This window comes from Micromonospora sp. R77, assembly GCF_022747945.1.
In the GTDB taxonomy this organism is placed as follows: domain Bacteria; phylum Actinomycetota; class Actinomycetes; order Mycobacteriales; family Micromonosporaceae; genus Micromonospora.
The window spans coordinates 2,242,155-2,261,709 of record NZ_JALDST010000001.1 but is presented as its reverse complement, the minus strand read 5'-3'; the positions used below and the strand labels follow the sequence as shown (position 1 = coordinate 2,261,709).

At 73.3% G+C, this 19,555-nt stretch carries 20 protein-coding genes and 3 pseudogenes; 14 read left to right on the top strand and 9 right to left on the bottom strand.

The features are described from left to right. Positions 1 to 37 precede the first annotated feature (37 nt). From pstS to MRQ36_RS10440, 4 genes and pseudogenes are all read right to left on the bottom strand, one after another. Positions 38 to 1,141, bottom strand: a complete 1,104-nt coding sequence (gene pstS / locus MRQ36_RS10455; RefSeq protein WP_242794672.1) for a phosphate ABC transporter substrate-binding protein PstS — start codon at positions 1,139 to 1,141, stop codon at positions 38 to 40. A 286-nt stretch (positions 1,142 to 1,427) separates the two neighbouring features. Next, a pseudogene (gene mshD / locus MRQ36_RS10450) lies at positions 1,428 to 2,350 on the bottom strand (mycothiol synthase). Positions 2,351 to 2,419: 69 nt separating this feature from the next. Next, a complete protein-coding gene (locus tag MRQ36_RS10445; protein ID WP_242800995.1) occupies positions 2,420 to 3,277 on the bottom strand; it encodes a polysaccharide deacetylase family protein in 858 nt (285 codons plus the stop codon). A gap of 133 nt (positions 3,278 to 3,410) precedes the next feature. After that, positions 3,411 to 4,124 carry a response regulator transcription factor gene (locus MRQ36_RS10440; RefSeq protein ID WP_242794671.1) on the bottom strand — a complete coding sequence of 238 codons (714 nt, stop codon included), beginning with the start codon at positions 4,122 to 4,124 and terminating at the stop codon, positions 3,411 to 3,413. A gap of 253 nt (positions 4,125 to 4,377) precedes the next feature. Here MRQ36_RS10440 and MRQ36_RS10435 point away from each other — a divergent pair. The 6 genes and pseudogenes from MRQ36_RS10435 to MRQ36_RS10415 all read left to right on the top strand — a co-directional run bounded on the left by MRQ36_RS10435 (position 4,378) and on the right by MRQ36_RS10415 (position 8,480). After that, a pseudogene (locus MRQ36_RS10435) lies at positions 4,378 to 5,418 on the top strand (hypothetical protein). Positions 5,419 to 5,497: 79 nt separating this feature from the next. Next, a complete protein-coding gene (locus MRQ36_RS10430; RefSeq protein WP_242794669.1) occupies positions 5,498 to 6,283 on the top strand; it encodes a DUF2993 domain-containing protein in 786 nt (261 codons plus the stop codon). Positions 6,284 to 6,404: 121 nt separating this feature from the next. Continuing rightward, positions 6,405 to 6,482: an Ms5788A family Cys-rich leader peptide gene (locus tag MRQ36_RS34415; protein ID WP_311202345.1), complete on the top strand. Its 78-nt coding sequence runs from the start codon at positions 6,405 to 6,407 to the stop codon at positions 6,480 to 6,482. 204 nt (positions 6,483 to 6,686) lie between these two features. Then, on the top strand, positions 6,687 to 7,535 hold the full coding sequence (locus MRQ36_RS10425) for a sulfurtransferase (protein WP_242794668.1): 849 nt from the start codon (positions 6,687 to 6,689) through the stop codon (positions 7,533 to 7,535). A 2-nt stretch (positions 7,536 to 7,537) separates the two neighbouring features. Then, positions 7,538 to 7,861: a DUF1416 domain-containing protein gene (locus MRQ36_RS10420; RefSeq protein WP_242794667.1), complete on the top strand. Its 324-nt coding sequence runs from the start codon at positions 7,538 to 7,540 to the stop codon at positions 7,859 to 7,861. A gap of 118 nt (positions 7,862 to 7,979) precedes the next feature. Then, positions 7,980 to 8,480, top strand: a complete 501-nt coding sequence (locus MRQ36_RS10415; RefSeq protein ID WP_242794666.1) for a hypothetical protein — start codon at positions 7,980 to 7,982, stop codon at positions 8,478 to 8,480. Between the two features lie 369 nt (positions 8,481 to 8,849). On the opposite strand, the gene MRQ36_RS10410 is transcribed toward MRQ36_RS10415, so the two are convergent. From MRQ36_RS10410 to MRQ36_RS10400, 3 genes are all read right to left on the bottom strand, one after another. Further along, entirely contained in the window at positions 8,850 to 10,904 is a 2,055-nt protein-coding gene (locus tag MRQ36_RS10410) for a glycogen debranching N-terminal domain-containing protein (RefSeq protein ID WP_242794665.1), read from the bottom strand. Continuing rightward, entirely contained in the window at positions 10,904 to 11,281 is a 378-nt protein-coding gene (locus tag MRQ36_RS10405; RefSeq protein ID WP_242794664.1) for an SCP2 sterol-binding domain-containing protein, read from the bottom strand. Before MRQ36_RS10405 ends, MRQ36_RS10410 begins: the two co-directional genes overlap by 1 nt. 81 nt (positions 11,282 to 11,362) lie before the next feature. Beyond that, complete coding sequence (locus MRQ36_RS10400; RefSeq protein ID WP_242794663.1) at positions 11,363 to 11,737, bottom strand: DsrE family protein; 375 nt, start codon at positions 11,735 to 11,737, stop codon at positions 11,363 to 11,365. Positions 11,738 to 11,749: 12 nt separating this feature from the next. On the opposite strand from MRQ36_RS10400, the gene mtfM reads away from it, so the two are divergent. Next, positions 11,750 to 11,854 carry a small membrane protein MtfM gene (gene mtfM, locus MRQ36_RS33215; RefSeq protein ID WP_046570768.1) on the top strand — a complete coding sequence of 35 codons (105 nt, stop codon included), beginning with the start codon at positions 11,750 to 11,752 and terminating at the stop codon, positions 11,852 to 11,854. Between the two features lie 232 nt (positions 11,855 to 12,086). Continuing rightward, entirely contained in the window at positions 12,087 to 12,674 is a 588-nt protein-coding gene (locus MRQ36_RS10395; protein ID WP_242794662.1) for an FABP family protein, read from the top strand. A gap of 73 nt (positions 12,675 to 12,747) precedes the next feature. On the opposite strand, the gene MRQ36_RS10390 is transcribed toward MRQ36_RS10395, so the two are convergent. Then, positions 12,748 to 13,623, bottom strand: coding sequence for an aminotransferase class IV (locus MRQ36_RS10390; RefSeq protein ID WP_242794661.1), 876 nt, complete (start codon positions 13,621 to 13,623; stop codon positions 12,748 to 12,750). Between the two features lie 70 nt (positions 13,624 to 13,693). Between MRQ36_RS10390 and MRQ36_RS10385 the strand changes: the two genes are divergently transcribed. The 4 genes from MRQ36_RS10385 to MRQ36_RS10370 all read left to right on the top strand — a co-directional run bounded on the left by MRQ36_RS10385 (position 13,694) and on the right by MRQ36_RS10370 (position 17,239). Then, a complete protein-coding gene (locus MRQ36_RS10385) occupies positions 13,694 to 14,122 on the top strand; it encodes a Fur family transcriptional regulator (protein ID WP_242794660.1) in 429 nt (142 codons plus the stop codon). Beyond that, positions 14,119 to 15,231 carry a folate-binding protein YgfZ gene (locus MRQ36_RS10380; protein ID WP_242794659.1) on the top strand — a complete coding sequence of 371 codons (1,113 nt, stop codon included), beginning with the start codon at positions 14,119 to 14,121 and terminating at the stop codon, positions 15,229 to 15,231. The genes MRQ36_RS10385 and MRQ36_RS10380 overlap by 4 nt, the downstream gene beginning before the upstream one ends. 126 nt (positions 15,232 to 15,357) lie before the next feature. Continuing rightward, positions 15,358 to 16,185, top strand: coding sequence for a 3-keto-5-aminohexanoate cleavage protein (locus tag MRQ36_RS10375; RefSeq protein ID WP_242794658.1), 828 nt, complete (start codon positions 15,358 to 15,360; stop codon positions 16,183 to 16,185). Positions 16,186 to 16,279: 94 nt separating this feature from the next. Beyond that, on the top strand, positions 16,280 to 17,239 hold the full coding sequence (locus MRQ36_RS10370) for an asparaginase (RefSeq protein WP_242794657.1): 960 nt from the start codon (positions 16,280 to 16,282) through the stop codon (positions 17,237 to 17,239). A 53-nt stretch (positions 17,240 to 17,292) separates the two neighbouring features. Here MRQ36_RS10370 and MRQ36_RS10365 read toward each other — a convergent pair whose 3' ends face one another. Beyond that, on the bottom strand, positions 17,293 to 18,090 hold the full coding sequence (locus MRQ36_RS10365) for an alpha/beta fold hydrolase (protein WP_242794656.1): 798 nt from the start codon (positions 18,088 to 18,090) through the stop codon (positions 17,293 to 17,295). 111 nt (positions 18,091 to 18,201) lie between these two features. On the opposite strand from MRQ36_RS10365, the gene MRQ36_RS10360 reads away from it, so the two are divergent. Both MRQ36_RS10360 and MRQ36_RS10355 read left to right on the top strand, forming a co-directional pair. Further along, positions 18,202 to 18,801, top strand: coding sequence for a helix-turn-helix domain-containing protein (locus MRQ36_RS10360; protein WP_242794655.1), 600 nt, complete (start codon positions 18,202 to 18,204; stop codon positions 18,799 to 18,801). Next, positions 18,798 to 19,487 (top strand): annotated as a pseudogene (locus tag MRQ36_RS10355) (hypothetical protein). The gene MRQ36_RS10360 and the pseudogene MRQ36_RS10355 overlap by 4 nt, the downstream one beginning before the upstream one ends. Positions 19,488 to 19,555: the final 68 nt, after the last annotated feature.

Here is a 19,555-nt window from a genome sequence, read left to right as displayed (position 1 = left end):
CTCGCTTCGAATTGAGGAGTGGTGTCGCTCGGGACGGTCAGGAGAGGTTCTTGACCGCGGCCTCGACCTTGGTGCGGACCGAGTCGGGCAGCGGGGCGTAGCCCAGCTCGCTCAGCTCGGCCTGGCCCTCACTGCTGGCCGCGTGCCCGAGCAGGCCCTTGACCAGCGGCAGCTTGTCGGCCGCGAGGCCCTTGCTGCAGACGATCTCGTAGGTCACCAGGACGATCGGGTACGCCCCGGCCTCGGTGGTCTTGTAGTCGATCGACATCTTGAGGTCGTCGCCCTGGCCCTCGACCTTGGCCCCGGCGATGGTCTTGCCGGCCGCCTCGCCGGTCAGCTCGGTGTACTCACCGGCACCGTTCTTGATCTTGGCCTTCTTCAGCCCGGCGTTCTCGGCGAAGGAGAGCTCCATGTAGCCGATCGAGCCGTCCGCGCCCTTGACCGAGCTGGCCACGCCGTCGGAGCCCTTGGCGCCGGTGCCGCCCGGGGCCTTCCACGCCTTGGCGTTGGCGAAGGTCCAGTCCGCGTCGGCGGTCTTCGACAGGTACTTGGTGAAGTTGTCGGTGGTGCCGGACTCGTCCGAGCGGTGCACCGTCTGGATGGTGGTCGCCGGCAGCTTGGCGTCCGGGTTGTCCGCCTTGATCGCCGCGTCGTCCCACTTGGTGACCTTGCCGGCGAAGATCTTGGCCAGCGTGTTCGGGCTGAGCTGGAGGTTGTCCACGCCGCTGACGTTGTAGGCGACCGCGATCGGGCCGATCACCATCGGCAGGTGGATGGCCTTGCCGCCCGAGCACTTGGCGTCGGCCTGCGGCTGCTCCTCCGGCTTGAGCGCCGAGTCCGAGCCGGCGAAGTCGGCGGTGCCCGCGATGAAGGCCTGGATGCCCGCGCCCGAGCCGGACGGCTCGTAGTTGATCGTGCTGCCGGCACACTTCTGCTGGTACGCCTTGATCCACTCGGCCATGGCGTTCTTCTGGGCCGAGGAGCCCTGCGCGTTCAGCGTGCCCTTGGCGCAGTCGGCCGCAGCGGCCGAGCCGGAGGGGGAGGCAGCGGACGACTCGTTGTTGTCCGAGCCGCAAGCGCTGAGACCGAGCACCGCAGTAAGAGCGAGGCAGGCAATGGCGCCGTGCCGCTGGAGCTTCACCTGAGGGGTTTCCCTTCACATCTTTGGTCAGGTCGCCCGGATGGAGGCCCGGGTGCCGGGCGGACCGGCTGATGTGAAAGCTAGAAGTGCCAGGTAGACGGTTCGCCGGTCACAAGTGAACGGAAGATGAACAGGTGCGCCCGGTCCGGTGGCCGGTGGCTGAGGAGCGGTTGTCCTTTTCGTGAACTCGCGACCCGTTGTCGCTGTTGAGGCGATATGTCCACCACGGCCGTCGTCCCACCGGGTGCACCGGCATGACCGTTCGGTGGGACGGGTGGCGGGCCGTTCAGCCCAGCCGGTAGTTGACGTGCCCGCACCAGCGGGCGAAGCCGAGCCGCTCGTAGAGGGCCACCGCGGCGGTGTTCGACTCGTCCACGTAGAGCATCACCCGGTCCAGCCCACGCCGGTCCCGCAGGTGGGCCAGGCCCGCCGTGGTCAGCGCCCGGCCGAGCCCGCCGCCGTGCGCCGTCGGGTCCACCCCCAGCACGTAGACCTCGCCGATCCGGGCCGAACCCGGGCGCTCGTGCACCTTGGTCCAGTGGAAGCCGCGCAGCCGGCCGGACGCCGACTCGACGGCGAGCAGGAAGCCGGCCGGGTCGAACCACGGCTCGGCGAGGCGTACCCGCAGGTCGTCGAGGGTCCACCGGCCCTGCTCGGGGTGCGTGGCGAAGGCGGCGTTGTTGAGCGCCAGCCACGCCTCGTCGTCCTCACCCGGCCGGAACGCCCGCAACTCGACCCCGTCGGGCAGGCGGAGCTCCGGCAGCGCGGTGGTGAGCGGCCGGCGCAGCTGCCACAGCACCCGGGCGCGTGCGAAGCCCAGGTCGACGGCGAGCGCGGCGGCGGACGGATGGTCGCCGTGCGCCCAGGCGCGCAGCGGGCCGCCGGCCGCGGCCAGCACCCCCGCGCCAGCGCCCGCCCGGTGCCGCGCCGCCGGTACGCCGGGTGCACCACCAACTCCACCCCGATCCCGGTGGCGTCGGTGGTGTCCAGGTGCGCGTAACCGGTCAACGTGCCGTCCACCGCGCGCGCGGTCAGGTGCACCGCGGGCGCCTCCGGGTCGCGCAGCCGCAGCAGCACGTGCTCGTCGAGCGGGTCGGCACCGTCGGCGTCCCCGGCCGTCCGGGCCAGCGCCAGCACCTCGGCGACCTCGACCGGCGCCAGCCGGTCGGCGCGGGAGACCCGGTCTGCGGTCGGCTCGGTGCTGCTCATTCCGTCACCGTAGCGGCCCGGGGGTCGACTCCGCAGGCTCGGCGCGGAGGCCCGGCGGGGCGATGCGGGTCACGTGGGGTTCGTGGGGAGTGCCTCCAGCTGGTACCGGCCGACCAGCTCCGGCAGGATCCGGTGCAGCGCCTCGACGGTGCCCCGCCGGTCCCCGCCGGCGTCGTGCATCAGCACGATGGAGCCCGGGCCGGTGTCGCTCAGCACCGCCGAGGTGACCTTCTCGGCCCCGGGCGCCTGCCAGTCCGCCGGGTCCACCGCCCAGTGCAGCGGCGTCATCCCCAGCTCGGCGCAGATCGACGCCACGGGATACGTCCATTCGCCGCCGGGCTGCCGGAACCAGGTGATCCGGGCGTCCGGGACGGCTGCCCGGATGGCGTCGTTGGTCCGGAGCAGGTCGGCCCGGATCGACTCCGGCGAGCGTTTGCCGAGGGTGGTGTCGTGGTTCCAGGAGTGGTTGCAGAGGGTGTGCCCCTCGGCCACGATCGCCTCGATCAGATCGGGGTGGTTCTGTGCGTTCTCGCCCACCACGCAGAAGGTCGCCTTGACGCCGTAGCTGCGGAGCAGGTCGAGCACCTGCGGCGTGTACTGCGGGTCCGGCCCGTCGTCGAAGGTGAGCGCCACCCGGTCCGTGCCGGTGTGCATCCAGGCGCCGTACGGGCCGTCGCCGTCGCCGGCCGGCCGCTGGTCGGGCACGGGCGAGGCCGGCACGGGAGAGGCCGGCGCATCGGTGTGCGGCGTGGGGGAGTCGTCCGGTGGCTGGTCGGCGTAGCGCGGGCCGTCGGCGTGCACCGTCGAGGCGGTGGTGCGGGGTGGCTGCTCGGGGACCATGCTCCGGCCGAGGGCGTACGCGGACCCGAGCAGGGCGGCCACCGCCAGGGTCAGGGCACCGGCCGCGCGGAATGTCGTCGCCCCCATGGTCACCGCACGCACCGCCGCCCCCTCGCACCCTGACAGTCCCGTCAGTCAGGATATGGCGACAAGTTGTGCAAATCGGGCGTACCGGAGAATTGCCTATGGGGTCGACGGGCGGCGTCGATCCCGGACCGGGTCAGACCGGGAGCGGGGCGTGCTCCGACTCCGGCAGCGAACGCGACGGCGGGACGACGAACTTGTAACCGACCTGGCGCACCGTGCCGATCATCGACTCGTACTCGGAGCCGAGCTTGGCCCGCAGTCGCCGGACGTGCACGTCCACCGTGCGGGTGCCGCCGAAGTAGTCGTAGCCCCAGACCTCGCGGAGCAGCTGGTCCCGGGTGAACACCCGACCCGGGTGCTGGGCCAGGAACTTCAGCAGCTCGAACTCCTTGTAGGTGAGGTCGAGCGGGCGACCCTTCAGCTTCGCCGCGTAGGTGTCCGGGTCGATGGTCAGCTCGCCGGCCCGGATCGAGCCGCCGGCCCCGGCGGTCGCGTTGCTCAACCGGCCCACCGCGAGCCGCAGCCGTGCCTCCACCTCGGCCGGGCCGGCCCCGGCCAGGATCACGTCGTCCACGCCCCAGTCGGCATTGAGCGCGATCAGGCCGGCCTCGGTGACCACCGCGACCAGCGGCACGCCGAGCCCGGTGGCGTGCAACATCCGGCAGGTGGCCCGTGCCTCGCTCAGCTCGGAGCGGGCGTCCACCAGCACCGCGTCCGGGCTCGGACCGGACACCAGGGTGCGGACGTCACGCGGTGCGGTACGGACCGAGTGCGGTAGCAGGTCGAGTGCCGGCAGCACCGCCGAAGGTTCGCCTGCGCGTGCGCTCACCAGCAGCAGGATCTCCACACGATCACCTCCGTCCCGGCGGCCGGCGTGGCCGCGCGCGACCAGCGGCACGCCCGCGAGGGCGGCGCTGAGAACTTGCGTGGGTCCCGGCGTCGCTGACGGGCGGGTAACGGGTCGAGCGTAACGGATCGCCTGGCCGCCGCCCCCCGTGTCCTTTCCTGTTTGTCTGATCTGCCCGTGATCGCGCCGCAGGTTTTAACGTTGCCGAAACCGTGACCTCCGCCGGAGCGGCCCGGTCTGGCACGATCGGGGCGTGTTTCCCTCCACCTCGCCCGAGACCGGCCGCGACCCGTGGGCCGACGACGCGTCGGCCGGACCCCTCCACGGCCGCCCGCCGGGCCCCCCCCGGCCCGGCCGACGACGGCGGGGAGCGGGGTGACCGGGGCGGACCGCGCCGGCTCCGCAAGAGCGGACCGGCCCGCCGGCCGACGACGAGCCCGTGGACGAGGACGCCGAGGAGGAGGCGGAGCCGGTCGAGGTGCACCGCCCCCTGGCGCTCACCGTCGCCGGCTTCGCCGCGCTGCTCGGGGTCGGCCTGGTGCTCGGCGCGCAGACCGCCGGGCCGGGGCACCGGCTGCCCTTCGCGTTCATCATCTTCGGCGTGCAGCTGCTCTTCGTCCTCGCCTGGACGATGGCGATCCGGCCGCCCGCGCTGCTGCTGGTCGCCCTGATCAGTGCCGGCGCCGCCGCCGCGGCGGACACCGCCGCGGTGCAGTCCGACATCGCCGGCCTCGCGCCGCTCGGCTACGTGGCCGCCGGCGGCTTCCTCGCCGCCGTGCTCGGCCAGCTCGTCCGCCGGGTCGACCGGGTCCGGGTCACCGACTCCCTCGGCAGCACCCTGCTGCTCGTGGTCGGCGTGGTCGCCTTCGCCACCCTGGTCGTGCTCAGCCGGGTACCGAAGGGCACCCAGGCGATCACCGTCTGCCTGACCGCCACCGCCGTCGCGCTCACCGTCGCCCGGATCACCGACGCGGTCGCCCCCTGGCCGCGGCTCGCCCCGCAGGTCCCCCGGGGTGCCGCCGGCGTGGTCGTCGGAGCCATGCTGGGCACCCTCGCCAGCGCGGTCCTCGGCAGCTACCTGGTCGGCTTCACCCCGACCAGCGGGGCGCTGATCGGGCTGGTCACCGCCGCCACGGCGGTCCTCGCCGATCTGGCCGTCGGCTATGCCGAGGCGGGCCGGCTGATGGCCGGTGAGCTGCCCACCATGTGGATCGCCCGGCACATGCAGGGCCCCCTGGGCGGGTTCGCGCTCGCCGCGCCCGCCGCGTACGCCATGTGCGTGCTGTTCCTCTGAGAGCGCGGTTGAGGCGGGCCGCCATCGGGTACGAACGATCCGCCGCGACGCGGCACCGGCAGCGCAGACAGGAGGCGTGGTGGCAGAGGCCTACCCGGCGTACGAGGAACGTCCCCGGCGACGCGGACGGAAGGCGCTGGTCACCCTCGTCGTCCTGCTCCTGGTCCTGGCCGGCCTGCTGGTCGTCGCCGACCGGGTGGCCGCCGGGATGGCCGAGCGGGCCATCGCCGACCAGGTGAAGCAGGAGCTCGCCAAGCAGGACGCCCGGTCCTCGGCGCCGAAGGTGCAGGTGGACGGCGTCCCCTTCCTCACCCAGGTGCTCGCCGGGAAATACCAGCACATCTCCATCGTGCTGACCGACGTGCAGGGCCCGGTGCAGGGCGAGGCGGTCAGCGTGCCCCGGCTCGACGTCGACGCCCGTAACGTGAAGGCGTCGCTGGACACCCTCCGCTCGGGCCAGGGCGACGTGGTCGCCGAGCGGGTGGACGGCGTCGGCACCATCACCTACGACAGCCTGGCCAAGCTGCTGGACCGGCCCGGACTGACCCTCGGCGAGCGGGGCGGCAAGCTGGTCGTCACCGCGCCGGTGGACGTGCTGGGCGTGAAGCTCACGGTCAACGGCATCGCCGAGGTGACCGTCAACAACGGCAAGGTGGCGTTGCGCTTCAACGACCTGACCGCCGAGGGGTTGCCCAACCTGCCGCTGGCCCGTCAGGTGCTGACCAACTACGCCAAGGGCATCTCGATCGACGTACCCCTGCCGGAGCTGCCGTTCCAGCTCAACGTCCGCAAGGTGGAGCCGAGGCCCGAGGGGCTCACCGTGACCGCCGACGCGCGGGACGTACCCATCAACTCGGTGCGCTGACCGCAGGTCCCCACCGACGGCCCGACCGATCCGGTCGGGCCGTCGGTGTGGCCGGGGTCGCGTCCCGGATGCTGGTCGGCGCGCTGGCGTCCGGCGGCCCGGCTCGGTAGGCTCCCTGGTCATGGGGACGCTCCTCACCAAACGGCGCGCGGTCGACCTGTGCCGCGTGGCCACCTGCCTGTGTCGCCCCGTCATCTGACGGCGGGGCTGTCCCCGGCTGCCTAGCGGCCATCCGCCCGCAGGGTCAACACACCCTCCGGTGCTCCCCTCTTCGCCCGGCAGCGGCGCCGTCGCACGAACCCGTGATCCGTTCCTAGCTCAGGGTCCCGCGCGTGGTGCGACAATCACCAACTTCGATCTCCACGCGCTGGCTCACCACCCATCCTCACCAGGGAGTGATCTGATGAGTCGCGACACCGCACTCGTCTCGGCCGAGTGGGCCGAGAAGAACATCGACGCCCCGGGCGTCGTCTTCGTCGAGGTCGACGAGGACACCTCGGCCTACGACACCGGCCACATCGCCGGCGCGATCAAGCTGGACTGGCGGACCGACCTCCAGGACCCGATCCGCCGGGACTTCGTCAACAAGTCCCAGTTCGAGGCGCTGCTCTCCGAGCGTGGCATTGCGAACGACGACACCGTGATCCTCTACGGCGGCAACAACAACTGGTTCGCCGCGTACGCGTACTGGTACTTCAAGCTCTACGGCCACGGCGATGTCAAGCTCCTCGACGGTGGCCGCAAGAAGTGGGAGCTGGACGCCCGCCCGCTGGTCACCGACAAGGTCTCCCGGCCGGCCACCCAGTACGTGGCGCAGGAGCCGGACACCTCGATCCGGGCCTTCCGCGACGAGGTCGTGGACGCGATCGGCACCAAGAACCTGGTCGACGTGCGCAGCCCCGACGAGTACGCCGGCCGGCTGCTCGCCCCGGCCCACCTGCCGCAGGAGCAGGCGCAGCGCGCCGGCCACGTGCCCACCGCGATCAGCGTCCCGTGGTCGAAGGCGGCCAACGAGGACGGCACCTTCAAGTCCGACGACGAGCTGCGCAAGATCTACGCCGCAGCCGGTCTGGACGACGGCAAGGAGACCATCGCGTACTGCCGGATCGGCGAGCGCTCCTCGCACACCTGGTTCGTGCTCCAGGAGCTGCTCGGCCACCGGAACGTGAAGAACTACGACGGATCCTGGACCGAGTACGGCTCGCTGGTCGGCGTGCCGGTCGCGCTCGGCGACGAGCCCGGGGAGGCCTGATCATGACTGCTCCTACCGCTGCCGGGTGCGCCGCGCCCGACCAGGCCGCCCCGCTGCCGGCCAGCCTGGACCTGGAGAAGGAAACCGTCATCACCGGCGTGGTCCGGTCCGAGGCCGGCGAGGTCGTCCCGGGCGCGTACGTCCGGCTGCTCGACGGCACCGGTGAGTTCACCGCCGAGGTGGTGACCTCCCCGGCCGGTCAGTTCCGCTTCTTCGCCGCGCCGGGCAACTGGACCCTCCGGGCCCTCTCCCGGCACGGCAACGGCGACACCGCCGTGACCGCCGCCCGCGGGATCAACGAGGTGACGGTCGCCGTCGCCCCCTGACCCAGGCTCCGCTCGGCCCCGGGGCCGGCCACCCGCACGTCGGGACGGCTGGCCCCGTCGCCGTACCGGAGTCCCGGGCCGGCGGTGGCGACGTGCCGCAGCGTGACACGATGGCCCGGTGAGTGGTGCTGTCCAGGCGGGGTACGCCCCGCCGACCGGTCCCGACCAGCCGGCGCCCGGCCGGCGGTGGTTGCGCTGGCTGGTGGCCGCGACCGTGCTGTGGGCGGTGCTGCTCGCCGTGCTGGCCTGGCTCTCCGTCCGCGACGACCCGCCGACCGTACGCGAGCAGCGCAGCCTGACCCAGTCCGGGCCGGTGGTCGACCGCGCGGTGGGCGAGCTGCTGGCGGCGGCCGGCGACGGCGGCGCGGCCCGGCTCCTGCCGGGCGACCTGCGCCCCGGCTGCCGGATCACCCCGATGGAGGACGGTGTCTCGCTGACCCGCGCGGTCGAGGTGGTGCTCCCCGGTGACGACGCGCGAGGGCTGCTCCAGCGGGTGGCCGACCGGCTGCCGGCGAGCTGGCGGGCCGAGGTCGAGACCACCGGCGACGGGCCGGTGCTGCGGGCCGACGCCGGTGAGTTCGTCACGGTGCAGGCCGCGCCACCGGCGCGGACCGGGTGAAGCTGACCGCCGGGACCGGCTGCACGGCCGCTCGGCGACGGCTACCCGGTGCCGGCCGGTGCGGGCGGCCCGGAGTCCGACCGGGCCACCGGGCTGCTGCGCGCCTGGGGCGGGCCGGTGGACCCGCCGGACGTCTCCACCGTGACCTGCCCGGGCGGCGGGACCGCCCGCACGCCCGCGCCGACTCGGCCGCCGCACCCGACCGCCCGTCGCTGGCCGAGGCCCTGGCGTCGGCGCGCGGCAGCGCCGCCCGAGTCCGGGACACCCCCGAGGTGTACGCGTGGCGCGCCGCCGACACCTCCGTGATCGCCGAACGGCTCGACGGCCGGATCCGGGTCACCGTCACCACCGGCTGCCCCGCCTGAGCCGTCAGTGGACGCCCCGGTGGTCGTGCGGGGTGCGGCTGCGGCCCAGCGCGTCCACCCGACCCCAGCGCCCGGGGATGTCGAGCAGCTCCACCCGGCCCATCCCGTCGGGCACGGCCGGGTCGATGATCAGGTGCTCGCCCTGCGGTTCGAGACCGAGCATCACCCGCAGCAGCAACAGCGGCGTGCCGGCGGACCAGGCCTGCGGGCTGCACGCGGTCGGGTACTGCACCGGGTAGTCGGTCAGGCCGCGCTCGTAGCCGGCGAACGCCTCCGGTAGCCGCCCGTCGAAGAACTGGGACGCGTCCAGGATCGCCTCGCAGATCCGGCCGGCCTCCTCGCGGAAGCCGTACTTCCACAGCCCCCAGGCGATGATCGAGTTGTCGAACGGCCAGACCGTGCCGACGTGGTAGCCGATCGGGTTGTAGCGCCCCTCGTCGTCGGCGAGGGTCCGCACCCCCCAGCCGGAGAAGAGCCGGGGACCGAGCAGGTGTTCGGCGATCCGGCCGGCCCGGGATTCGTCGACGATCCCGCTCCACAGCAGGTGCCCGACGTTGGAGGAGAGGGCGTCCACGTGCCGCCCCTCCGGGTCCAGCGCCAGCGCGTAGTACTCCCGCTCCGGGATCCAGAAGTCCCGGTTGAACCGCTCCTTCAGCGCGGCGGCCTCCCGTTCCAGCCGGTCGGCGTACGCGGGGTCGTTCCAGAAGGTCCGGGCCAGCCGGGCGCCGCGCAGCTTGGCGTCGTAGGCGTACCCCTGGAGTTCGCAGGTGGCGCGGGGGAACCCGGGCAGCCGGCCGTCGCGGTAGGAGATGGCGTCCCAGGAGTCCTTCCAGCACTGGTTCTGCAGGCCGGTCTCCGGGTTGCGGGTGCGGTACCAGACGTAGCCGGTGCCGAGCAGGTCGCCGTAGCTGTCGATCCAGTCCAGCGCCGACCGGACCGGGAACTCCAGCTGGCGGACCAGGTCGGCGTCGCCGGTCCACCGCTCGTACTCGTCGAGCAGGATGACGAAGAGCGCGGTGGAGTCCGCCGAACCGTAGTACGGGGAGTGCGGCTGCTCCTCGAAACCGGACGTCTCGCCGTACCGGAGCTCGTGCAGGATCTTGCCCGGCTCCTCGTCCCGGAAGTCGTCCAGCCGGCTGCCCTGCAGACCGGCCAGCACCAGGATGGTGGGCGGGACCAGTTCGGGCAGGAAGGGCAGCACCTGCAACGAGGTGAGCATGCTGTCCCGGCCGAAGAGGGTCATGAACCAGGGCAGACCGGCGGCGAGCAGCCGTACGCCCAGGGTGATCGACTCGTACCGGAGCGCCGCGAGGTCGTTGAGGCTGCGCCGGTACGCCCCGGCCAGCGGCTGGCAGTCGCAGCCCAGCTTCGGCGCCCGATCGATCAGCTCGTCCTGCTCGGTACGGATCGCGCCGGCCGAGCGGTGGCCGCCGAGCGGCAGGGTGGCCCGGATGTCCTCGCCCCGGGCGCCGTAGATGACGGTGGCGACGTGCAGCCGGGTGGTCCACTCGCCGTGCGGGGCGACCCGGATCCGGAACGTCATGCCGTGGTCGTCGATCTCGCCCGGGGCGGAGGTGCTGATCACCGCCTCCCGGCGGAACGCCTCCCGCTGATAGCTGATCCGGAGTTCGCCGGCACCGACGGTCGGCGTGGCGTGTCCCTTCTTCTGCTGCTGGTGCTTGATCTCGAACAGGTCGGCGAAGTCGGCGCCCATGTCGACCCGGAGCGTGAAGCCGACCTCCTGCGCCGAGTGGTTCAGCACGGTCAGCTCCTCGGAGAAGCTGCCGCCGATCGAGCGGCTGCGGATCACCGACACCTGGGCGTCGAGGTAGTGCGTCGGTTCGCCGGGGACCAGGAAGAACCGGGTCCGGTACGACTCGGCGTCGTCGATGGAGAGGGCGTGCAGCCGTTGCCCGTTGAGGGTGAGCAGCCAGGTGGAGAGGAACCGGGTGTCGAAGGAGAAGAGCCCGGTCGGGAAGTCGTAGGACGGTTCGATGTCGCCGCGCCGGTCGGAGACCAGGAAGGTGTTGCCGTCGAGGATGCTCACCCGTTCCTTCATCAGGGCCGGCCGGCTTGCTCTCGGGCGGTCTCCCGGGGGTCCCGGGTGCCGGGCGGGGCCGGGAAGAAGCGCCGGAAGGCGAGGAAGAGCGCCACCTTTCCGGTGAAGGTGCTCTCGTTGCGGATCATCGCGGCCAGGCCGGCCTCGCGACCGGTGATCAGCCGTTCGAAGAGGTCGTGGCTGCCGTACCAGGTGGCGTCGGCTCTCCCCTGGCCCCGGCTGACCCGGGCCGACCGGGGGCGCAGCTCGACGAGCCAGTGTTCGGTGCGGTTGCCGGTGGTCAGGTTGACCTGGAGCGTGCCGCTGACCGGGCCGCATCCCGCGGCCTGGGCCCGCGCCGGCAGTGCCGCGAAGAACCGCTCGATCGCCTCGCCCACAACCGAATCGTAGGCAGTGGCCGGACATGTCGGGCCGGTATCCGCAGTCCGCCCGAAAGGGACGGCCGGGCGGGGTGGAGGTCAGTAGACCAGGGCCTGCGCGCCCTCGGCCAGCGCTTCCTCGACGAAGACCGCCGCCCCGGCGATCCGTACGCCCGGGATCACGTCCTCGGGCCCGATGTCCCGTCGGGCGGCGCACTGGGTGCAGGCCGTCACCCGCCCGGCGGTGAGGATCACGTGCAGCAGTTCCGGCAGCGGCGCGGAGTGCGGCAGCTCGAACTCCTGCGCCCGGCCCGGCAGCGCGAACCAGGTCGACTCACCGGTCAGCCAGAGCGACACGTCCACCCCGGCCGCTACGGCGGTCGCCGCGACGGTGAACGCCTGGGCGCAGCGCTCCGGTGCGTCCGCGCCGGCGGTGACCTTGACGACGAGTGAGCGGGCCATGGGGCCCAGCATAGGATGGCCGGGATGGTTACCGAGATCGGGTTCGTCAGCCTGCTGGTCGCCGGCCTGGGCGCGCTCGCCGGTGGCCTGGTCTATCTGGCCGTACGCATCTCGAGAGGAAAATGGTGAGCGCGAGGAGTGAGCCGGGTTTGCGAGCCCCGCAGTCGCGAACGAAGGTGGCCCGGTGAGCGCGAGGAGTGAGCCGGGTTTGCGAGCCCCGCAGTCGCGAACGAAGGTGGCCCCGTGAGCGCGAGGAGTGAGCCGGGTTTGCGAGCCCCGCAGTCGCGAACGAAGGTGGCCCCGTGAGCGCGAGGAGTGAGCCGGGTTTGCGAGCCCCGCAGTCGCGAACGAAGGTGGCCCGGTGAGCGAGAACCCGCTTCAGCCGCCATGGCTGAACGCGCCGCCGGTCGAGGAGTACCCGTACGAGGAGAGCCACGACCTGCGTGTCGGCCCGAAGCTGCACCCGAGCCTGGACGGCCTGCTGCCGTACATCGGGGTGTGGCGGGGGCGCGGGCGGGGCGGTTTCCCCAGCATCGAGGACTTCGACTTCGCGCAGAAGATCCGGATCAGCCACGACGGCCGGCCGTTCCTGTTCTACGAGTCCCGGGCCTGGATCCTGGACGAGCAGAGTCGGCCGGTGCGCCCGGCCGGGCGTGAGGTCGGCTGGTGGCGCCCGGTGATGGACGGTGACCGGGTCACCGACGAGATCGAGGCGCTGATGACCGTGCCGACCGGTGTGATGGAGCTGCACATCGGCAAGCGCAAGGGCACGCAGATCGAGTTCGCCACCGACGCGGTGGTCCGGACCGCCACCGCCAAGGAGGTCACCGCCGGTGCCCGCCTCTTCGGCATCGTCGAGGGCGCCCTCCTCTACGCCCAGGAAATGGCCGCCGTGGGCCACCCCCTCAGCCCCCACCTCTCCGCCCGCCTCACCCGCGTAGCCGGCTGACCCCACGGCCAGTCCCTGTCGATCATGGGGTTGGCGGCAGTTCAGGAGATCGAGAACGCCGCCAATCCCATGATCAACTCGCCGAGGTGGGCGGGGATGGGGGTGGGACGGGGAAGCCGAGGAGGGTTTGGAGGGTTCGGGTGTGGTCGGAGCGCGGGCGGGGGGTGGTGTCCAGGGTGCGGATCTCGGTGAGGCCGCGGATGGACGAGGTGAGCCAGGCGCCGTCGGCGGTGACCAGCTCCGCCGGGGTGACCATCCGCTCGGCCGCGGTCAGGCCCAGGTCGGGGGCGTGGGCCAGGAGCCAGCCGGCGGTGGTGCCGGGCAGTACTCCGGTCCGGGCGGGCGGCACCGTGCAGAGCGTCCCACCGGAGAGCCAGACCACGTTCGACCTCGGCCCCTCCAGCACGTAGCCCTCGGTGGAGAGCCAGAGCACGTCGTCCACGCCGTTGCGGGTGGCCCAGCGCTGGGCGGCGGTGTTCACCGCGTACGACGTGGACTTGGTGCCGGTCGGCAGCCAGTCCAGCCCGGCACGGACCTCGGCCGACACCCCGAGCGGAAGGGTCGCCACGGTCACCCCGTCCCGGCGGGCCCGCCGGGATGCCGCCGGCACCTCGGCGAGGGTGGCCCAGACGCTCGGTGGCCCGCCCCCCTCCGGACCCCGGGTGCACACCAGCCGCAGCGCCCCCTCGACCTCGGCCGGCCAGCCCGCGGCGACCGTGTCCAGCAGCTCGACCAGCACGCCGTCGGGGGGCAGCGGTAGCTCCACGGCCGCCGCGCCGGCCCGGAGCCGGGCCAGGTGGGCGTCGAGCAGCCAGGGCCGGCCGGCGCGCAGGTGCAGGGTCTCGAAGAGCCCGTCGCCGTGCAGTGCGCCCCGGTCGTCGCCGCGCAGCACCACCTCCCCGGCCGGTACGACACCCCGGCCGAGCACCGCCACCCGCGCTGCCACCACGACCGTCGAGCCTAGTGGCGTACGCCATCGGTGGCCGGATCGGCGCGGCGGCGCGAACTATGATCGGACGGTGTCCGAATCCTCCCTGGCGGAACTGCTCCGCTCCCGTGGGCTGCGGCTGACGGCGCAGCGGCAACTGGTCCTCCAGGCGGTGCTGGAGCTGGGGCACGCCACGCCGGAGCAGGTGCACACCGCGGTCCGGGAGGTCGCCGCCGGGGTCAACATCACCACCATCTACCGCACGCTGGAGCTGCTGGAACGGCTCGGCCTGGTGACCCACACCCACCTGTCGCACGGCTCGCCGACCTATCACGCGGCCGGCGAGCACCAGCACGTCCACCTGGTCTGCCGGGAGTGCGGCGGGATCGACGAGATCGATCCCGAGCTGCTCCGCCCGCTCGCCGACCAGCTGGCCACCCAGCGCGGATTCCGGGTCGACATCGGGCACGTGGCGCTCTTCGGCGTCTGCGGCCACTGCGAGGACGGGGAACAGGAATGATCGACATCGCGGGAGCGGTGGTCGCCGAGGCGATCGACGAGGAGACCCGGGACCAGCCCGACCCGGCCCACCGGGCGGCCGGGGTGCGGGGCGTGGCCGCCCACTACGGCGACCCGATGCGGGAGCAGCGCACCCTCTCCACCGCGGTCGGCCTGGTGGACCGGTCGCACCGGGGCGTGCTGGCGGTGCCCGGCGAGGAACGGATCTCCTGGCTGCACACCCTGACCAGTCAGCACCTCGCCACGTTGAGCGCCGGCCAGGGCACCGAGCTGCTGGTGCTCTCCCCGCACGGGCACGTCGAGCAGCACGCGATGGTCGCCGAGGACGGCGCGACCACCTGGCTGGACACCGAGCCGGGGGCCACCGCCGGCCTGCTGTCCTACCTGGAGCGGATGCGTTTCTTCAGCAAGGTCGAGCCGCGCGACGCGACCGCCGACCACGCGCTGCTGTCGCTGGTCGGGCCGGCGGCCGCCGACGCGCTCGCCCCGCTCGGCGTGACCGGGCTCGCCGCGCCCGACGTGGTCGCGGTGCCGGGTCCGAAGTTCCGCGCCGGCGAGCTGCCGGCACGGCCCACCGTCGTGTACGACGTACGGCCGCTGCCGATCGGCGGGTGGGCCCGGCGGGTGGCGCTCGGCGTGGACCTGCTGGTGCCCCGGGCGGCGATGACCCAGGTGGTGGACGAGCTGCGGGGTGCCGGGGTGCCGGTGGCCGGGCTGTGGGCGTACGAGGCGGTGCGGGTGGCCGCCCGGCAGCCCCGGGTCGGGGTGGACACCGACCACCGGACCATTCCCGCCGAGGTGGGGTTGATCGCCCCGGCCGTGCACCTGGACAAGGGCTGCTACCGGGGCCAGGAGACGGTGGCCCGGGTGCACAACATGGGCAAGCCGCCGCGTCGCCTGGTCCTGCTGCACCTGGACGGGGTGACCACCGACCAGCCCCCGACCGCCGGTACGCCGGTGACGCTGGACGGCCGGGCGGTCGGCTTCGTGGGCACCGCCGTGCACCACCACGAGCTGGGCCAGGTCGCCCTCGCGGTGCTGAAGCGCAACGTGCCCGCCGACGCCCGGCTGCTGGTCGGGGAGATCGCCGCCGCCATCGACCCGGAGTAAGGGTGCCGTCACGACGCCCCGGAGGCGGGAATTCTTCCGCTTCTCCGGGGCGTCAACCATGATTCTTCCGGAAATCGGTGGCCCGGCCGTCGACCGGGAACGGCCGTCGCGGCTAGGATCCCCGGCATGACGACAGGGACGTTGATCACGGTTGCCCCCACCGGCGCGGAGTCGGCCAAGGCGGAGGTGCCGGCGCTGCCGGTGACCCTCGACGAGCTGCTGCTGACCGCCAAGGAGTGCGAGGCGCTCGGCGCCGCCGTGATCCACGTCCACATCCGCGACGACGAGGCGAAGCCGACCCTGGACCAGGGTCGCCTGCGGGACACCGTGGCGGCGCTGCGGGACAGCACCGACCTGATCGTGCAGCTCTCCTCGGGCGGTGCGGTGACCGACCCCGAGTCGGCCCGGCTCGCCGTGCTGGACGCCGCGCCGGACATGGCCTCCTGCACCATGGGGACGGTCAACTTCGGCGACGACGTCTTCCTCAACCGCTGGGAGTTCATCGTCGACCTGCACACCCGGATGCAGGAGAAGGGCGTCGTGCCCGAGTACGAGATCTTCGAGCTGGGTCACCTGACCGCCCTGCAGCGCCTGCTCGGCAAGTACGGCCTGCCGCACGGCGGGCACGTGCACGTCGACTTCGTGATGGGCGTACCGGGTGGCATGCCGGGCACCACGGCGACCCTGGTCGCCGCCCAGCAGATGCTGCGGGACCTGCCCGAGGGCACCACCTTCTCGGCCACCGGGATCGGGCGCAGCACCATCCCGGTGCTGCTGGCGTCGCTCTCGGCCGGGGGCCACCTGCGGGTCGGCATGGAGGACACGGTCAGCTACGCCAAGGGTCGGCCGGTCGAGTCCAACATGCAGCTCGTCGCCCGCGCGGTCGGCTTCGCCCAGCTCGCGCAGCGTCCGCCCCTGACCACCGCCGAGGCCCGTACGCTGCTCGGCCTGTAAGGACGGCACCGCCGCCCACCCCTGTACGCGGCACGTCGACGTCCCTGGTCACCCCGCTGCGGGCCGCTCCCGGGGCGTCGGTACCGTCCACCCCGTGGGAAAGACGTACGAGGGCGGCGTGCCGCTCGCCGAGGTGGTCCGGTCCGAGTTCGTGGAGGGCATCCACCGCGGTTCGGTGGTGGTGCTCGACGCCGCCGGTGCGACGGTGGCCGGGGCGGGGGACGTCACCTCGCCGATCTTCCCGCGTTCGGCCAGCAAGCCGATGCAGGCCATCGGCATGCTCCGCGCCGGGCTGACGCTGACCGAGCCGGCGGACGTCGCCCTGGTCTCGGCGAGCCATGCGGGCGAGCAGTTCCACCTGGAACGGGTCGCCGCGCTGCTGCACGGTGCCGGCCTGGACGAGTCGGCGCTGCACTGCCCGCCGGACCTGCCCTTCGGGGACGACGCCCGGGTGGCGGTGCTGCGGGCCGGTGGCGGTCCCACCCGGATCCAGATGAACTGCTCGGGCAAGCACAGCGGCATGCTGCTGACCTGTCTGGCCGCCGGCTGGCCGCTGGACCGGTACTGGCGGCCGGAGCACCCGCTCCAGCAGGTCCTGCGGGCCGCGGTCGAGGAGTTCACCGGCGAGGAGGCGGCGGCCGTCGGCGTCGACGGCTGCGGAGCGCCGGTGCTCGCCGTGTCGCTGACCGGGCTGGCCGGGGCGTTCCGACGGCTGGTCGAGGGTGAGCCGGGCACCGTGGAGCGGACGGTGGCGGACGCGATGCGGGCGTACCCGGAGCTGGTGGGCGGCACCCGGGCCGACGACACCCGGCTGATGCGGGGCGTACCCGGGTTGCTGGCCAAGGTGGGTGCGGAGGGTGTCTTCGCCGCGGCGGTCCCGGGCGTCGGCGCCGTCGCCCTCAAGATCGACGACGGCGCGGTCCGCGCGCGGATGCCGGTATTGGTCTCGGCGCTGCGCCGGCTCGGCGTCGACGCCCCGGTCCTGGCCGAGTACGCCGAGCTGCCGCAGCTCGGCGGCGGCCTGCCGGTGGGCGCGGTCCGCGCCGTGTGGTGACCCTCGGCCGGCGAGGGCTCGACGCCGCCGGGCCCGGACCCCGCGCGTCGGGGTCAGGCGAGGAAGTCGAGCAAGGCGGCGTTGACCGGCTCCGGTCGCTCCAGCGGCAGCAGGTGCCCGGCGTCGGGGACGTCCGGCAGCCGGATCCCGTGCGGCGCCTCGGCGGCGATCCGGTCGGCGAGCCGACTGATGTCCGGCACGTCGGCGGCACCGGCGGTGGCCAGCACCGGCATCCGCAGCTCGCCGAGCCGGTCGATCGCCGGTGGGTCGAGTTCGCCGGCCTCGACGGCGCTGAGCGCCAGCTCGGCGGCGAGCGCCCGCCGGTCCATCTCCTCGGCGAACCGGATCAGCTCAGGGTCCACGTCCTCCGGCCGGCGGTGCGGGCCGACCACCCAGAACCGCACCTCACCGGCGGCGCTGGCGGTGAAGTCCTCGGGATCGACCTCGCCGACCAGCGTGTCCCAGAGCTGCTCGGTCTCCTCCGACCACTGGTTGCCGGAGACGGGGCTGCCGAGGAGCGCGAGCGCGCTCACCCGGTCCGGGTGGGCCAACGCGGTGTCCACCGCCACCTTGCCCCCGAAGGAGCAGCCGACCAGTGCGGCCCGCCCGATGTCGAGCGCGTCCAGCAGTCCCACCACGTCGTCGTGGTGGGCGAAGTCGGCGGGCGGCAGTTCCGAGTCGCCGTAGCCGCGCAGGTCGAGGGCGACGACCCGGTGCCGGGTGGCGAGCGCGGGCACCTGGGCACGCCACATCCGCCGGTCGGCGATGCCGGCGTGCAGCAGCACCACCGGCGAACCGCTGCCGGCCTCGTCGTACGCGAGCAGGGCACCGTTCACTTCGATCTTGGCCACCCCAGGACGGTACGGACCGGACGACGGGTACGCAACGGCCTTCCTGAGACCTTGCTAACTCCCGCTAGCGTTTTGCTTGCAGCAGCTAGCAGGCCGGGATACCGTCGAGTCATGGCCACCTCCAAGGACCTTCCCGACGTCGGCGGGTTCATTCGCGACCTGCGGCGCAACGCGAAGATCTCGCTCCGGCAGCTCGCCGAGCAGGCCGGGGTCAGCAACCCCTACCTCAGCCAGATCGAGCGCGGCCTGCGCAAGCCCAGCGCCGAGGTGCTCCAGCAGCTGGCCAGCGCGCTGCGGGTCTCCACCCCGGCGATGTACCTGCGGGCCGGGCTGCTGGACGACAAGGAGGGCCAGGGGGTGCTCGCGGCCATCGCGGTCGACCCCGAGCTGACCATGGCGCAGAAGCAGTCGCTCACCCAGATCTACGAGACGTTCCGCCGGGAGAACGCGCGGCTCGCCGAGGCGACCGCCGCCGCGCAGCCGGCCACCGAGCCGGTTCCGCCGGTCGCCGAGCCGGCCACCGCGCCGGAGGCCCCGGCCACCGTCGCGCCGGCCGCGACCGGCCCCACCACGCCGGCCGGCACCCCGACCGAGGCCGTCCTCGAGTCGGTCGCCGTCACCGAGGCGGGTCCCGCCCCCGCCCCGACCACCGCCACGCCCGAGAAGAAGACCGCTCGCAAGGCCGCCGGTGCGGCCGAAGAGGAGAAGTGATGACCCAGCCGAAGACCAACCGCATCCCGGCCCGCTCTACGCCGCCGCCGGCGCCGGCGAGCTGGCCCTCCAGCATGCGCAAGCTCCCCACCGTGGTCACCGACCTCGGCACCCGGGTCGTCGCCGACCTCGGTGGCAAGGCCGTCGTCCAGGGCTTCGAGCTGCGCCAGAAGGCCACCGAGACGCTGAAGACCGCCAACGTCACCGCGACCGGGCTGCGGGAGAAGGCCGTCCCGGCCGACCTCGACCTGGACAAGCTCCGCGAGGCCGCGACCCGCAACGCCGCCGCCGTGCTGGCCGCCGCCGAGGCCGCGCAGGAGCGCGCCCTGGCCGGTGCGCAGGCCGCGCAGGCGCGGGCGCTGGCCGCGTACGCCGAGCTGGTCGCCCGCGGTGAGCGGGTCGTCGGCGCCGGCGTGCTGGAGGCCGCCGACACGGTGAACGCGGACATCGAGGCGACCGAGGCCGTCACCCCCGAGGCCGTCGCGACCCTGCCGGCGGAGCCCGTCGTCGCCCCGGCCGAGGTGCCGACCCCGGCCGAGGTGGCCGAGATCGTCGAGGCCAAGCCGGCCGCCGCGAAGACCCCGCGGACCCGGGCCACCAAGGCCACCGCCGCGAAGGCCACCACCGCCACCCCGTCGGCGAAGCTGCCGAAGGCGACCAAGCGGACCCGCCCGGCCGCGCAGTAGTCGAACCTGGACCGACGGCCCCGGAAGCGTCCTACGGGACGTTTGCGGGGCCGTCGGCATAAGCTTGC